The sequence below is a fragment of the Variovorax sp. GW823-FHT04F07 genome (assembly GCF_058795995.1).
In genome coordinates, this window is sequence record NZ_JBXAIG010000001.1 from 1,877,836 (window position 1) to 1,891,718 (window position 13,883).

Annotated in this window: 13 protein-coding genes; 3 read left to right on the forward strand and 10 right to left on the reverse strand. The window is 66.7% G+C overall.

Annotated elements, in window-relative coordinates; genetic code table 11:
- Position 1 precedes the first annotated feature (1 nt).
- From AC1RAA_RS08695 to AC1RAA_RS08715, 5 genes are read right to left on the reverse strand one after another with little or no spacing between them, the layout of a single operon-like run.
- Complete coding sequence (locus AC1RAA_RS08695; protein ID WP_492727644.1) at positions 2–763, reverse strand: enoyl-CoA hydratase/isomerase family protein; 762 nt, start codon at positions 761–763, stop codon at positions 2–4.
- The gene (locus tag AC1RAA_RS08700; protein ID WP_492727645.1) at positions 760–1,869 is read right to left on the reverse strand and encodes an acyl-CoA dehydrogenase family protein; all 1,110 of its coding nucleotides are present in this window, start codon (positions 1,867–1,869) and stop codon (positions 760–762) included. Before AC1RAA_RS08700 ends, AC1RAA_RS08695 begins: the two co-directional genes overlap by 4 nt.
- 3 nt (positions 1,870–1,872) lie before the next feature.
- Entirely contained in the window at positions 1,873–3,033 is a 1,161-nt protein-coding gene (locus AC1RAA_RS08705; protein WP_492727646.1) for an acyl-CoA dehydrogenase family protein, read from the reverse strand.
- A 28-nt stretch (positions 3,034–3,061) separates the two neighbouring features.
- On the reverse strand, positions 3,062–4,003 hold the full coding sequence (locus AC1RAA_RS08710; RefSeq protein ID WP_492727647.1) for a flavin reductase: 942 nt from the start codon (positions 4,001–4,003) through the stop codon (positions 3,062–3,064).
- A 21-nt stretch (positions 4,004–4,024) separates the two neighbouring features.
- Positions 4,025–5,116 carry an LLM class flavin-dependent oxidoreductase gene (locus tag AC1RAA_RS08715; protein ID WP_492727648.1) on the reverse strand — a complete coding sequence of 364 codons (1,092 nt, stop codon included), beginning with the start codon at positions 5,114–5,116 and terminating at the stop codon, positions 4,025–4,027.
- A gap of 102 nt (positions 5,117–5,218) precedes the next feature.
- On the opposite strand from AC1RAA_RS08715, the gene AC1RAA_RS08720 reads away from it, so the two are divergent.
- Complete coding sequence (locus tag AC1RAA_RS08720; RefSeq protein WP_492727649.1) at positions 5,219–6,127, forward strand: LysR family transcriptional regulator; 909 nt, start codon at positions 5,219–5,221, stop codon at positions 6,125–6,127.
- Here the strand turns inward: AC1RAA_RS08720 and AC1RAA_RS08725 are convergent.
- Complete coding sequence (locus AC1RAA_RS08725; protein ID WP_492727650.1) at positions 6,124–7,005, reverse strand: SMP-30/gluconolactonase/LRE family protein; 882 nt, start codon at positions 7,003–7,005, stop codon at positions 6,124–6,126. The two genes, AC1RAA_RS08720 and AC1RAA_RS08725, sit on opposite strands and share 4 nt — an antisense overlap.
- Before the next feature lie 137 nt (positions 7,006–7,142).
- Here AC1RAA_RS08725 and AC1RAA_RS08730 point away from each other — a divergent pair, with 137 nt between their 5' ends.
- Positions 7,143–8,105, forward strand: coding sequence for a Bug family tripartite tricarboxylate transporter substrate binding protein (locus AC1RAA_RS08730; protein ID WP_492727651.1), 963 nt, complete (start codon positions 7,143–7,145; stop codon positions 8,103–8,105).
- A gap of 105 nt (positions 8,106–8,210) precedes the next feature.
- Here the strand turns inward: AC1RAA_RS08730 and AC1RAA_RS08735 are convergent, their stop codons facing one another.
- From AC1RAA_RS08735 to AC1RAA_RS08750, 4 genes are all read right to left on the reverse strand, one after another.
- On the reverse strand, positions 8,211–9,230 hold the full coding sequence (locus tag AC1RAA_RS08735) for a Bug family tripartite tricarboxylate transporter substrate binding protein (RefSeq protein WP_492727652.1): 1,020 nt from the start codon (positions 9,228–9,230) through the stop codon (positions 8,211–8,213).
- Entirely contained in the window at positions 9,227–10,420 is a 1,194-nt protein-coding gene (locus tag AC1RAA_RS08740; RefSeq protein ID WP_492740550.1) for a CaiB/BaiF CoA transferase family protein, read from the reverse strand. Before AC1RAA_RS08740 ends, AC1RAA_RS08735 begins: the two co-directional genes overlap by 4 nt.
- Before the next feature lie 108 nt (positions 10,421–10,528).
- Complete coding sequence (locus AC1RAA_RS08745; protein ID WP_492727654.1) at positions 10,529–11,287, reverse strand: SDR family NAD(P)-dependent oxidoreductase; 759 nt, start codon at positions 11,285–11,287, stop codon at positions 10,529–10,531.
- Complete coding sequence (locus tag AC1RAA_RS08750; protein ID WP_492727655.1) at positions 11,288–12,247, reverse strand: Bug family tripartite tricarboxylate transporter substrate binding protein; 960 nt, start codon at positions 12,245–12,247, stop codon at positions 11,288–11,290.
- 237 nt (positions 12,248–12,484) lie between these two features.
- Here AC1RAA_RS08750 and AC1RAA_RS08755 point away from each other — a divergent pair, with 237 nt between their 5' ends.
- A complete protein-coding gene (locus tag AC1RAA_RS08755; RefSeq protein WP_492727656.1) occupies positions 12,485–13,825 on the forward strand; it encodes a M20 metallopeptidase family protein in 1,341 nt (446 codons plus the stop codon).
- Positions 13,826–13,883 lie beyond the last annotated feature (58 nt).

The window sequence follows — 13,883 nt, forward strand, 5'->3', positions numbered from 1 at the left end:
CTCAGCGCCCCTTGTAGATGGGTTTGCGCTTCTCGAGGAAGGCCTTGCGGGCCTCCTGCGCGTCCTCGGTGCGGGCCAGCGCCATAGTGAAGTTCTGCTCGAAGCGGTAGCCGTCGCGCTGCGGCATCAGATCCATCATGTTGGCAGCCTGCTTGGCATAGGCGATGGCAAGCGGCGCTTTGGAGGCGATCTCCTGCGCGATCTCCATCGCCAGGGGCATCAGCTGTTCGGCGGGCACCACCTCGTCGATCACGCCGCGGCGGTACAGCTCGGCGGCAGGCACCTTCATGCCGGTGAAGAACATGCGGCGCGTGAACGACCGCCCGACCATGGTGCGCAGCATCGAGACACCGCCTGCGAGCCCGACGTTGATCTCCGGCATGGCGAAGGTGGCGTCCTCGCTCGCCAGGAAAATGTCGCAGGAGGCCATGAGACCGAAGCCCGCGCCCAGCGCGGGGCCGTTGACGGCCGCGATCACGGGCTTGGCGCATTCGCGGATGGCATTGCCCGTCTCGCGCGTCCATCGGTTGTGGTCGAGGAAGTCGCCGGCCTTCTCGGCATTGGGACGGTCCTTCAGGTCCGCGCCGGAGCAGAAGAACTTGCCGGTGCCCGTGAGGATCGCCACGCGCACGTCAGGGCGCTCGGAGACTTCATCAAAGATCTCGATCAGGCGGCGGCGCGTGGCGCGGTCCAGCGCGTTGACCGGCGGTTTATCGAGCCGGACGACGGCGATGTAGTCGGAAACTTCCAGATTGATGCTCATCGCACACTCCCGGTTTGGTTGGAAAAAGAAACTTGCGGTGCACACGCCTGTGGCGCCAGCAGCTGGGCGACATGCAGGAGGCGGTCGCCGTAGCGGAACTCGGAGGCGATGAGGCGCTGCGCCGTGCGCGTGGCCAGCACTTCTTCGCTCACCCCCATGCCGCCATGCATCTGGATGGCCGCTTCCGCACAGGCGCGTGCCGACTCGGCCAGCGACACCTTGGCCAGGCGCAGGGTGCGGCGCAGGTCGGGCGCGTTCTGTTCATGGGCGTGGAAGCAATGGATCACCAGGCCCTTGGCGCCAAGGTACTTCACGTACATGTCGGCCACGCGATGGCGCAGCACCTGGAAGCTCGACAGCGCCACGCCGAACTGGCGCCGCTCCTTCAGGTGGGTGACCGTCTGGCGGATGAGGGTGGCCAGCGCGGCCACCGTGTCGGCGGCCGTGAGCAGCAAGGCGGCATCGGTCGCCTTGGCGCGCGCATCGCGTGCAGCAGCGCCACGCGCGATGCAAGCGCTCTCGGGCGCGGCAAGCTGCGTCAGGACGAAGTCCGCGCCCAGGCGGCCCTCCATCGTCCGGTAGCGGGCCTTCGGTGCGCCGATGCGTTCGGCATCGACCAGGAAGATGGCGTCTTCGCCATCGACTTGCGCAGGCACGAGGTAATGCGTGGCAGGCAGCGTCGCGTCGACGCCCTGCACAGTTCCGCTCAACTCGTAGCCGATGTCGAGGTGCCTGGCCGTCACGGCATGGACGTCGGGCGTGGCAGACAAGGCGGTCAAGGGTGCCATCTGCACGCTGCCCTCGGCCACGGCTTCCAGCCAGCGCCGGGCCGTTTCGGCACCCGCGGCCTGCAGCAGCAACGGCACCACGGCGCAGGTCTCGACCACCGGCAGTTGAAGGCCATGCGTGGCGAGCCCCTCCACGATGGACGCGAGATCGCTCAGGCTGCCGCCGACACCGCCGGCCTCCTCGGGCACGAGGGTGGCCGTCCAGCCCAGTTCGCGCACGGGGTCGCCCTGGATCGCGACGGCGATGTGGTCTTGCGCATAGCGGCTCGCCGCGTCCAGCAGCATGCCGGGAAAGAGCGACGGGAAAGATGTGGACATGGCTCAGGCTCCCAGGAGTTCGTTGGCGACCACGTTGCGCTGCACCTCGGAGGTGCCGCCGGCGATGGTGCGGGCGCGCGTGAACATGTAGTTCTGGATCCAGGTGGCGTCGGGCACGTCGTCCCCCACCTCGGCGAGAAAGCGATGGGCGGCATCGGGACCGACCGCATCGAGGGCGATGGTCGTCAGGCGCTGCGCGACGTCGGCGCAGGTCATCTTGATGACCGAGGGCTGCACGCCCAGTGGCCGCTGGTGGATCAGGTCGTCGGTGGCCTGCGCCATCATCACGCGCGCACCCTTCACGTCGGCCTCGCACAGCAGCAGCTTGTGGTGCAGGCCGTCGAAGTCGCGCAGCCCCGCAGTGGCACGGCTCGCCTCTTCCACCAGTTGCGTGACCTGGCGGCGCATGAGCTCCAGCCGCGCCACGTTGGCCGGCGGAAGGCGTTCACGCTCGAGCAGGAACTTGGCGCAGGTCCAGCCCTTGCCGACCTCGCCGACGAGGTTGTCGGCGCGCACGCGCACCTCGTCGAAGAACACCTCGTTCAGATGGTGCCAACCATCGATGGTCTGGATGGGACGCACGGTGATGCCCGGGGTGTCCATGGGCACCAGCAGCAGCGAGATGCCTTCCTGCTTCTTCGCTTCCTTCGACGTGCGCACCAGCATGTAGATCATGCTGGCCTCGTGGGCATGCGAGGTCCAGATCTTCTGGCCGTTGACGACCCACTCGTCGCCGTCCCGCCGTGCGCTGGTGGACAGCGAGGCCAGGTCGGAGCCCGAGCCGGGCTCCGAATACCCCTGGCACCACCAGTCCGAACCGTCGAGGATGCGCGGCAGGAACCGCGCCTTCTGCTCGGGTGTGCCGAAGCGGATGATCACCGGCCCGATGTGCCCCAGCCCATGGTGGTACAGGGGCGGACAGTCGTTCTCGGCCATCACCTCCTCGAAGATGAGGCGCTGGCGGATGTCCCAGCCCATGCCGCCGGCTTCGCGCGGCCAGCTCGGCGCACCCCAGCCCTGGGCGTTGAGGATCTTCTGCCAGGCCTGGTACTCGCGCTTCGTGATCTTCTGGCCGGCCGCGACGACGGCGCGGATCTCTGGCGGGCAGGCGCTGCGCACGAACGATTCGAGTTCGCGCCGGAAGCCGGCGTAGTCGATGGACATCTTGTCTCCTGTGGAATTTCGGAAAGGCTCAACCCTTGCGCAGCTGCGTGATCAGCTCGTCCAGGGCGGCGGTGGCACCGGCGGCGTCGCGCTGGCGCAGGTTGTGCGCCACCTTGCGGCGCAGCGGAAACAGGTCGGGACGCGGGCGCACCGAGAGCACATGCGTCATGCGCTCGCGCAACACGCTGGTCATGGTCTGCGCCATCAGCGTGAGCGCTTCGTTGTGGCCGGCCGTAGCGATCGAAGAGAAGAACGCACTGGCGGAGGCGATGCGCTCTTTGAGCGGCGCGTCGTCGGGATGGGCCTCAATGGCACCGGCGGCTTCATGCACGGCGTCGAGCTCGGCCTCGGTGGCGCGTTCGCTGGCCAGGCGCAGCAACGTGCCATAGAGCGTGCGATAGGCCTCGTCGATGTCGGCATCTCCCAACCGCCCTTCCACGACCAGCTTGCGCAGCGACTCGGCCAGCTTCATGTAAGCGCCCTTGTAGAACACCAGCGCCTGGTCGGCCGCGCCGGCGCTCAGGTGCCGGACCTCGCCGATGAAGATGGTGTGGTCGCCGGCTTCGTGGGCCGCATGCACGCGGCACTCGAAGCTCGCCAGGCAATCGTCGATCAGCGGCATGCCCAGCGCGCCGGTGCGCCACGGCACGCCCTCGAACTTGTCCTCGATCTTGCTCGATGCGAACCGGCCCGACAGCGCATCCTGCTGCTCGGAAAGGATGTTGATGACAAAGCCGTCCGCCGCCTGGAACGTGCCCAGCAATCGGCTCGCATTGCGCAGGCTGAACAGCACCAGCGGCGGGTCCAGCGAGACCGAACTGAAGGAGTTGCAGGTCAGGCCGGCCGGCTGGCCGTCCGGCGTGCAGGTGGTGATGACCGCCACGCCGGTCGGAAAGCACCCGAGCAGCTGACGGAACTGGGCAGGCTCGATGGCGCCGCGGGTGCTTTCTTCTTCAGCGACTTCGGACATGGCGTCTCCTGGCGCTCGGCCTCAGGCCGCAGCAAGTTCGCTCTGGGCCACGGGCCGGTGCGGCGGATCGTTGGCGATCTCCTGCTGCACCGTCGGAATGATGACCTTGCCCCAGACCTCGAGCTGGCGCAGCATCGTGGCGTGATCGAAATCGCCCATCTGCGTCTGGAAGCAGTAGTGCACCGGCTTGAGCGTGCGGATTTCGTTGACCACGCGCTCGATCACGGTGTCGATGTCGCCCACGGGCAGCAGCGCGCGCATCTCGTCAAGCGTGGGCTCGCCCTCGACGATGCCCTCTTCGACCTGGTAGTCGTCGGCGATCTGCGCGGTGCGCCGCTTCAGGCTCACGGCGATGCGGCGCTGGTAGCGGGCGCACTCGAGATAGCTCTCCACCTCGTCCTTGTTGTTGCTGGCATAGGCCGCGCGCAGCAGGCCGACCTGCACGCCGGCCGGGTCCTTGCCCTCCGCCGCAGCCACCTTGTCGATGAGGGCCCGGGTGCCCGCCAGCTTCTCCAGGCCGCCGTCGCCGCCGGAGACGAACACATGGTGATCGGACTTCACGGCGCGCGACAGGAACGCCGGATCGACGCTGGTGATCCACATCGGTGGCATGGGACGCTGCACTGCCCGCTGGCTGATGGCGCTCATCGGCTGCTGGTAGTACGCGCCGTCGTAGCTGAATTTGGGCTCCTTCAGGCCCGCCTCGAGCATGTCGAGCATCTCGAAGGTGCGGCCCTTGGCGGATTCGAGCGACACGCCGAAGCGCTCGAACTCGAACTGCTGGTAGCCCGAGCCGATGCCCAGGTTCAGCCGGCCGTTCGACAGCTGGTCGACCATGGCCACATCCGCGATCAGGCGGGCCGGCGTGTACAGCGGAGCGACGACAATGCCGGTTCCCAGCCGGATGTTGCGGGTGACTGCGGCGCAGTGCGCGATCATGGTCAAGGGCGACGAGCACATGCCGTAGTTGCTGAAGTGGTGCTCGGCGTACCACGCGGCACCGAAACCCAGTTCGTCCGCCAGGCGCGTCTGCTCGATGGCGTCGCGCAGGATCTGGTGGGAGGTCTTATGCTTGTTCCGCTGCTGCATCAAAATGAAGATTCCGAAATCCATCGCTGTTGCTCCTGGTTGGCTGGTTTTGATCGAGGTCCATCGTAGGAACTCAATGCCTGCGTGGATCACCAGCGAACGCACAGCTTCTTTGCGTCTTTCGAAATGAAGGCCCTCGACTCGCTGCGCATCTTTGTGGCCACCCAGCGCAAAGGCAGCCTCTCGGCTGCGGCCCGCAGCCTCAGCCTTTCGCCCGCGACCATCTCGCGGCGCATCAGCGCACTGGAAGAAGAACTGGGCGTGCAACTGGTGGACCGCACCAGCCGCAACCTCAAGGTGACGGAAGCAGGCCAGGCCTTCCTGGAGCGGGCCGAGGCGATGCTGGAACTCATGAGCGAGGCCGAGCAGGCCGTGCACAACGCGCGCCAGCGCCCGGAGGGCCGCCTGCGCGTGCATTCGCGCACGCACATCGGCCTGCGGGTGCTCGCGCCGCTGCTGCCGCGCTTCGCGGAGCTCTATCCGGACATCCGTGTCGAGCTCGAACTCTCCGAGCATCCGATCAACCTGGTGGAGCACGACTTCGACGTCGACATCCGCACCGGAGAGTCCAACGATTCAGGCTTCGTCATCAAGCGGCTGCAGTCCAGCGACGAGGTGCTGGTGGCCAGCCCGGCCTTCGTGAAGACCTACTCGCGCATCCGCCATCCCAGCGACCTGCCGCACGTGCGCTGCCTCACCTACCGGCGCGAGCGCGAGGTCATCACCTGGAAGTACATCGACGCGGCGGGCGAACCGCAGGAGCTGGCCATCCAGGGCGTGCTCAGCGCCAACAACGGCGAGCTGCTGCGGCTGGCCGCCATCGGCGGCATGGGCGTGGCGCTGCTGTCCGAGGCCACCGTGCGCGACGACCTGCGCGACGGCACGCTGGTGCGGCTGCTGCCCGAATACCGCTTTGCCGTGCGGGCGTTCTCTAACGGCGTCTTCGCCGTCTTCCGGCAGAGCCGCGTGCTCCCGCTGAAGGTGCGGGCCTTCGTGGACTACGTGGCGGATGCGCTCAGAAGCGAGCCCCGCTAGACGTCAGCGAAATGATGGGGCAGACGCCCCGTGGCCGGCAGCCCCTCGATCCGGAACAGCCCGCCATCCTGTGCCTTGTCGCCCTCCAGCCGGGCGCTGCGTGAAATGCTGGTCAGGTACATGTGCTCCAGGCGGGGCCCGCCGAAGCAGATGCTCGTGGGGTAGCTCACCGGCAACTCGACCAAGCGCTCCAGCGTGCCGTCCGGGGCATAGCGCGCCAGCTTGGCGGCGCGGGTCAGCACCGTCCAGAGGAACCCTTGTGAATCCACCGTTGCCCCGTCGGGCCCGGAGTCGAACGCGTGCGTCTTCGCGAACTCGCGCTTGTTGCGCAGGGGGCCGTACGGGTCGTAGTCATAGGCCCAGAGGGTTCTCTCCAGGCTGTCGGCCAGGTACAGCACGCGGCCGTCAGGGCTGAAGCAAGGCCCATTGGCAAAGCCGATGTCGTCGGCCAGGTGCTCCACACGAAGGTCGGGGCGCAGCCGGTAGAGCCCGCCCTTCACGGCCTCGTCGGCCTGGCGATCGACGTGCATGGTGCCCGCCAGGAAGTTGCCCGCCGGATCGCATTTGCCATCGTTGAAGCGGACCTTCGGATCGTCCACGGGAATGCGGGCCAGGTGCTCCAGTGTCCGCGTGGCGAAGTCATAGCGCGCAAAGGTGTGGCGCAGCGCCACCACGACAGCCTGACTGCGGCATGGCGCGATCGAGCCCACGGGCGCAGGCAACGGGTGCGGCTCGGGCAGCCCGGCCTCGGGGTTCAACCGCCACAGCGTGCCGGCCAGCGCGTCGATCCAGTTCAGGGCCTGTGCATCGGCATCCCAGCAGGGGCTCTCGCCCAGTTGATCTTTGGTCGTCCCGACCCGGGTGATCTTCACGGTCATCGGGCAAGTGTGCGGGCGCGCTGGCGCCCCTGTCGGCGCATCCCGCAAAGCTGCTTTTCATTCCTTGCAGATCACTGCTGTGAGCTGCGCCCTAGACTGAATCCAGCGTTCGATTCGAACCAGAACAGGAGACAAGAATGAGCTATCGAAAACTCGTCATGGGGTTGGCGCTGGGTGCCTGCGCGCTCGCCCCGGCCCTCGCCCTTGCGCAACAGGTGACCCGCCTCGTCGTGCCCTTTGCGGCCGGCGGCGGCACCGACCAGTACTGCCGCATCCTGGCCCAGGAACTCGGCAAGCAGGGGCTGAACGTCATCATCGAGAACAAGCCCGGCGCCAGCGGCATCCTTGCCGCCGACTACGTGGCCCGCGCCAAACCGGATGGGCAGACCGTGCTCGTGTCGTCGCTGGGCACGCTCGCGAACAACAGCGTGCTCTACGAGAAGCTGCCCTACGACCCCGTGAAGGACTTCGCACCGGTCACGCAGATCGCATACCAGCCCGCCATCGTCGTGGGCCGCACCGACCTGCCCTACAAGAACATCAAGGAAATGGTGGCCTACGCCAAGCAGAACCCCGGCAAGATCAACCGCGGTTCGCCCGGCGCAGCCATCCTGACCAACCTGGCACCCATTGCTTTCGAAAAGGAGCAAGGCTTCAGCACCTTGCACATTCCCTTCAACGGAGACGCCCCCGCGCTGCAGGCCCTGCTGGGCAACCAGATCGACATCCACGGCACGTCCATCACGGGATCGCTGCCCTATGTGAAGTCGGGCAAGTTGCGCGTGCTCGGCGTGATGGATTCGCGGCGCCTGCCGCAGGTGCCCGACGCCCCCACGTTCAAGGAGCAGGGCTTCGACATGGAAGCCACGCTGTGGTACTCGCTCTCGGTTCCCACCGGCACGCCCAAGCCGGCGATCGACCGGCTGAACAAGGCCGTGAACCAGGTGATCGCCGACCCCGACTTCGTGGCCCGCGCCCGCGCCATCGGCATGGAGCCCCGCGGCGGCACGCCCGAAGAGCTGGCCCGGTTCATCAAGGTCGAGGCGGACCGCTGGCTTCCGATCCTGCGCAGTTTGAATCTGCCGAAGCAATCGCACTGATCCTCAGAGCCCCATGCACAACGCCCCGGAACTCAAGCCTCGAAGGGCTTCGGGTTCCGGGGCGTTGCTGCGAGGGCGTCGGCACCCGAGGGTGCCAACCCCAAATCAGATCGAGATGTCCTTCTCCGACGCCACCTTGTTCCAGCGCTCGAACTCGCTGGCCATTCGGCGCTTCATGACTTCGGGCGGCTGGTAAGCGCTGAGCGCGCCGATGTTTTCGAGCCCGCGCTTCGTGTCCGCTTCGGCCAGGATGCGGCGCAGTTCCGAGTCGAGCCGGGTCACCACGCCGGCCGGCGTGCCGTTCGGCACGATCAGGCCGCTCCAGCTGCTCACATTGAAGCCGGCGAAGCCTTGCTGCGCGATGGCCGGCACCTCGGGCAGGAAGGCCCGGGCATCGGCAGAGCCGAGCGCCAGTGCCTTGAGCCGCCCGCTGCGGATGTGCGGCATGGCCGCGACCAGGTCCACGAACATGGCGCCGATCTGCCCACCCAGCAGATCGGTGATGGCCGGCGCACTACCCTTGTAGCCCACGTGCTGCATCGGAAAGCCGCCCATGTCCTTGAGCTGCTCCATCGCCAGGTGGCCGATGCTCCCCGACCCCGCGGTGGAGTAATTGACCGGCTGCGCCTTCGCGGCCGCGATGAAGCCCTTGAGATCGTTCACGCCCGGCAGCACCAGCGGGTTGATCATGAAGACCAGCGGCAAGTCGTAGACCGACGCCACGCAGGTGAAATCCTTGCGCACGTCGTACTGGTTGTTCCTGTAGACGATCGGCGCCACCAGCGCGGGCATGCCGAACATCGACACCGTGTAGCCGTCAGGCGCCGACTTGATCAGCGACGTGGTGCCGATGGACCCCGAGGCGCCGGGACGGTTGTCCACGATGACGGGCTGGCCGAGCGCGCCGGTCAGCTTCTGCGCGATCAGGCGCGCGGTCGCATCGGTCGGGCCGCCGGCCGGAAAGGCCACGACCATGCGAACGGTTTTTTCGGGCCAGCGGCTCGCCGCGTTGGCGCCGGCGGAGAGCGACGCCAGCCAGGGCGCTGCGCCGGCCGCGAGGCACGACTTCAGCAGGAGCCGGCGCGGGGCGGCTGATTCGGTTTCGCGCATGCGGTGTTCGTTCATTTGATGACGCTTCTTTGGCTCAGGGAATCAAGTTGGCCGTCGCCCATGTCGAGCAGCTCACGCAGCACTTCGGCCGTGTGCTCCCCCAGGTGCGGCGGGTGGTGGCGCACGCCCGCGCGTGCGCCGTCGATGATGTAGGGCGGCGCGTGCACGGCCTGCGGCCCCGCCTGCGTGTCTTCGAAGCGGTGCCAGACCCGTGTCTGCGCCGTGCGGTCGGACTGCAGCGCGTCGTAGAGACCAAGCACCTCCCCGCAGGGAATGCCCGCCGTGCTCATGCGTGCGATGAGATCGGCGCGCGAGAACTGCCCGATCTTCGCGAGCAGCAGCGGCAGCAACTCGTGCCGGTGCTTCGAGCGTTCGGTGTTGGTGGCGAACTTCGGATCGACCGGCAGTTCGGGGCAAAAGATCACTTCGTCGCAGAACTTCTTGAACTGTCCGTTGTTGCCGACCGCGATCACCACCGGGCCGTCCGCGGCCTCGAACACGCCGTAAGGCACGATCGACGGGTGCGAGTTGCCGAACTTGGCGGGGTCGCCCTTGTTGAGCCAGGCGGTGAGCCCGTAGTACGAGGTGATCATCATCCCGCTGTCGTACAGCGACATCTGGATGTGGCGGCCCTCGCCGGTGCGCGTGCGTTCGTAGAGCACGGCGAGGATGGCCTGGGCCGAATACATGCCGGTGAACATGTCGACCGCGGCAATGCCGAACTTCAGCGGGCCCTGGCCTTCTTCGCCGTTCATGGCCATCACGCCCGTCTCGCCCTGGATCACGAGGTCGTAGCCCGGCCGCGCCTTTTCCTGGCTGAGCACCGAGTAGCCCGAGATCGAGCAGTAGATGAGCTTCGGGTTGAGCTTGCGCAGGTCTTCGTAGCCCAGGCCCATCTTCTGCGCCCCGCCGTACTTGAAGTTCTGGATGACCACGTCGCTCTGCGCGGCGAGCTGGCGCACGATGTCCTGGCCCTCCTTGTCCTGCAGGTCCACGCAGATGGAGCGCTTGTTGCGGTTGCAGCTGTTGAAGTAGGACGTGTTGTGGCTTCCGATGCGCACGCCCCAGTCGCGCGTGTCGTCGCCGCGCTCAGGGTGTTCGACCTTGATCACGTCGGCGCCCAGGTCGGCCAGCGCCATGCCGCACAGGGGGCCGGCCATGACGCGGGACAGGTCCAGCACGCGCACGCCGGCAAGGGGTTGCATGAAAGTTGGGTTCATTCGATGGTTCTCGGGTCTTGTCTTCGATGCGGTTCGCCTGTTCGCCCGGGCGATCACCGGACGACCGCGCACGGCGCAGCCGCGCGGCCTCCATCAGTTGGCGGTGTAGCCGCCGTCGACCGGCAGGATGGTTCCGGTGACGTAGCGCGCCTGCTCCGAGGCCAGGAACACCACCGGGCCCGCGATGTCCTGCGGATCGCCCACGCGACGCAGGAACGTGCGGCGCACCATCCGCTCGTGACGCTCCGCGTCATCGGCGATGTGGGCGGTCATCGGCGTCATGACCAGTCCGGGGGCCACGGCATTCACGCGCACGCCATGCGGTCCGAAGTCGCGCGCCAGGAATTTCGTGAGCTGGCCGACCGCCCCCTTCGAAGCGCCATAGGCCATGTGGGCCGAGGTCGCCACGAGCGAGGTGATGGACGCCACGTTGACGATGGCACCCCGCGTCTTGCGCAGGCCTTCGGTGCAGGCCACCGTCAGGTTGAGCACGCCCTTGACGTTCACCGCCATCACATGGTCGATGTCATCCGAGAGCGACTGCGCCTCGAACGCCGCGCTGCGGCCGCCGACGCCCGCGTTGTTCACGAGCACGCCCACGCGGCCCCAGGCTTGCTGCAGGTCGGCGACCACGGCCTCGCATTGCGCGGCGTCGCGCACGTCCAGCGCATACGGGCGCACGCGGTCCGCCGCATGGCCCGTGCGCGCGGCGGCCTCGCGCGTTTTGTCGGCGTCGATGTCGGTCAACGCGACGCGACAGCCGGCCTCCAGCAGGCGGGTCGCAATGGCGAAGCCGATGCCCTGGCTCGCCCCGCTGACCAAGGCCACCGTGTCATCGAACAACGGACGCATTCAATGCCCCTGCTTGGGCAGATCCAGGCGCTGAAGCAATGGAACCCAGCGCTCGGTCTCGGCCTTCACATAGGCGGCCAGCGCCTGCGGCGTTCCGCCTCGCGGCTCCATGCCGATCACCTGGGAGCGCGCGATGAAGTCCGGATCGACCAGCACCTGGTTGACGGCGCGATTGAGCTTGTCGATGGTGTCCGTGGACGTGGCGGCCGGCGCGGACAGCGCGTACCACAGCAGTGCCTCGATGTCGTAGCCCTGCTCCTTGAGCGTGGGCGCATCGGGCACCTGGGGCAGGCGCTTGGCGTCCATGACGCCCAGCACGCGCATCTTGCCCGCCTTGACGTGCTGCAGCGGCCCGGTGATGGAGGTCCCCTGGATGTCGATCTGGCTGCCCAGCAGCGCCTGCAAGCCGGGCGAATCGCCATTGAACGGAATGTGCGTCGTGCGAATGCCGGCCATGCCCTCGAAGGCCAGCGGCGCCAGGTTGGTCAGGATGGAGGCGCCCGGCGAGCCGCGGTTGATCTTGTCCGGATGGGCCTTGGCATAGGCCACCATTTCCTTGATGTTCTTGTAAGGCAGGTCCGCGCGCCCCACGATGATGGTCGGCTGGTAGGCGATCTGCGTGACTGGCGCGAAGCTCTTCACCGGGTCGTAAGGCAGCTTCTCGTACATCACGGTGTTGCTGGCCAGAATGCTCAGCGAGCTCATGAGCACGGTGGTGCCATCGGGCTTGGAGCGCGCGACGTTGTCGGCTGCCAAGATGCCACTGGCGCCTGGCTTGTTGTCGACGATGGTCTGGGTGCCGCGCCGGGTCAGTTCGGCGGCCAGCAGCCGCGCGTACTGGTCGGTGCCGCCGCCGGCCGCAAAGGGCACGACGATGCGAAGGGGTTGCTGGGCCTGCGCCGTGCCGACGGCGAGGACGAGGCCGAGCAGAAAGCCGCCGAGGCGCTTCCGGGATTGCATGGCGATGTCTCCTGAATGGGGTGCCGAGATGGCTTTCCTCAGTTTAGGAGCGCGGGCTCGGCGGCATGCATCAAGGGATGAAAAGGTGCTTTGTAGTTTCGGGAGGAACGTCCGAGAGGTGTCCACCTACAGTGAACCGCCCTCGGAGGAAGCCACCGGCGCTGCACAGAGACGAAACGCAGCTTCATCTTCGCAAGATTTCACAACCTCACATCCATCAGAAGGAAAAGCGACATCGTGAACGTCCTGAAACCACTCCTGTGTGCAGCGGCAATCGCCATTCAAATGGCCACCGCTTCCGCGGCGACGCCGCAGCCCTTGCTTGAGCGCGCGCTCGCCTTGTCCGATGCAGCCGAGCCCGACGTCATCGCGTGGCGTCGTCATCTCCATCAGCATCCAGAACTTGCGTACGCGGAAGTCGAGACGGCCAAGTACATTGCTGCCGCGTTGGGCAAGATCCCAGGTGTCGAAGTCCAGACCGGCATTGCCAAGACTGGCATCAAGGCCGTATTGCGTGGCGGCAAGCCCGGCCCGGTGGTTGCATTGCGCGCCGACATGGACGCCCTGCCTGTCGAGGAACGCAACGACCTGCCGTTCCGTTCAACGGCCAAGGCCCTGTGGCGTGGCCAGGAAGTTTCGGTGTCGCATGTCTGCGGCCACGACACACACGTAGCCATGCTGCTGGGCGCGGCTCAAGCCCTTTCGGCCATGCGAGAGGATCTGCCCGGCACGGTGGTCTTCCTGTTCCAACCAGCCGAAGAGATCGGCCCCGGCGCCGAAAACCCCAGCGGCGCGCTGGCAATGGTCAAGGCCGGCGTTCTGGACAATCCCAAGGTCGATGTCGTGTTGGGCCAGCACATTGGCGCACAGGCGCCCAAGGGCTCCATCTCCTATCGACCCGGTGCCATGCTGGCCAGCATCGACGTGTTCAACATCAAGCTCAACGGCGCTGGTGGGCACGGTGCCGCGCCATGGGCGGCCAACTCTCCCATGTTGGCGGCGGCGGAAATTGCCCTGGGCTTGCAGAACATCGTCAGCCACCGCACCAACCCGACGATCGATGGAGGTGCCACCGTGGTGACGGTAGGCATGCTGCAAAGTGGCAACCGCTTCAACATCCTGCCCGAGACCGCTGAACTCTCGGGCACGGTACGCGCGCTGTCGGCGCAAAACCAGAAAGTCGCCCACGAGCAGATTCGCATGAAGGCCGAGCACATCGCGGCCAGCTACGGCGTCAAGGCCGATGTGCGCATCGATACCGGTGGGGGCTACGGCGTGCTTGTCAACGATGCGCCGAGCACGATGGCGCTCGTCGATGCATTGAAGGCTGCCGCAGGAAAAGACAAGGTCGCGGAGATCTTGCCGTCGATGGGATCGGAAGACTTTGGCGCCTTCGGCGGCACGGGCGTTCCGGTGGTGTTCTGGATTTTGAACGCCTCGCCGTACCCCGATCGCGCTGGCCCGACAAATCATTCGCCGCTGTTCACCGTCGATGAGTCCGCGATGCGCATCGGGGTGAGAGCCTTGACCAGTGCGACCCTGGCGCAAATGACACGTGCAAGGACAGGCACGCCCTGATGAATCGGATGGTCCAAGCCGCGCGGCACATGCCCTTGAAACTTCGCCCACAACTCGC

Excerpts from the sequence above, each read along its gene's own strand:
- AC1RAA_RS08695 (WP_492727644.1), bottom strand. The coding sequence starts at position 763 with ATGAGCATCAATCTGGAAGTTTCCGACTACATCGCCGTCGTCCGGCTC.
- AC1RAA_RS08725 (WP_492727650.1), bottom strand. The coding sequence starts at position 7,005 with ATGACCGTGAAGATCACCCGGGTCGGGACGACCAAAGATCAACTGGGC.
- AC1RAA_RS08715 (WP_492727648.1), bottom strand. The coding sequence starts at position 5,116 with ATGGATTTCGGAATCTTCATTTTGATGCAGCAGCGGAACAAGCATAAG.
- AC1RAA_RS08750 (WP_492727655.1), bottom strand. The coding sequence starts at position 12,247 with ATGCAATCCCGGAAGCGCCTCGGCGGCTTTCTGCTCGGCCTCGTCCTC.
- AC1RAA_RS08700 (WP_492727645.1), bottom strand. The coding sequence starts at position 1,869 with ATGTCCACATCTTTCCCGTCGCTCTTTCCCGGCATGCTGCTGGACGCG.
- AC1RAA_RS08705 (WP_492727646.1), bottom strand. The coding sequence starts at position 3,033 with ATGTCCATCGACTACGCCGGCTTCCGGCGCGAACTCGAATCGTTCGTG.
- AC1RAA_RS08740 (WP_492740550.1), bottom strand. The coding sequence starts at position 10,420 with ATGCAACCCCTTGCCGGCGTGCGCGTGCTGGACCTGTCCCGCGTCATG.
- AC1RAA_RS08735 (WP_492727652.1), bottom strand. The coding sequence starts at position 9,230 with ATGAACGAACACCGCATGCGCGAAACCGAATCAGCCGCCCCGCGCCGG.
- AC1RAA_RS08710 (WP_492727647.1), bottom strand. The coding sequence starts at position 4,003 with ATGTCCGAAGTCGCTGAAGAAGAAAGCACCCGCGGCGCCATCGAGCCT.
- AC1RAA_RS08745 (WP_492727654.1), bottom strand. The coding sequence starts at position 11,287 with ATGCGTCCGTTGTTCGATGACACGGTGGCCTTGGTCAGCGGGGCGAGC.
- AC1RAA_RS08720 (WP_492727649.1), top strand. The coding sequence starts at position 5,219 with ATGAAGGCCCTCGACTCGCTGCGCATCTTTGTGGCCACCCAGCGCAAA.
- AC1RAA_RS08730 (WP_492727651.1), top strand. The coding sequence starts at position 7,143 with ATGAGCTATCGAAAACTCGTCATGGGGTTGGCGCTGGGTGCCTGCGCG.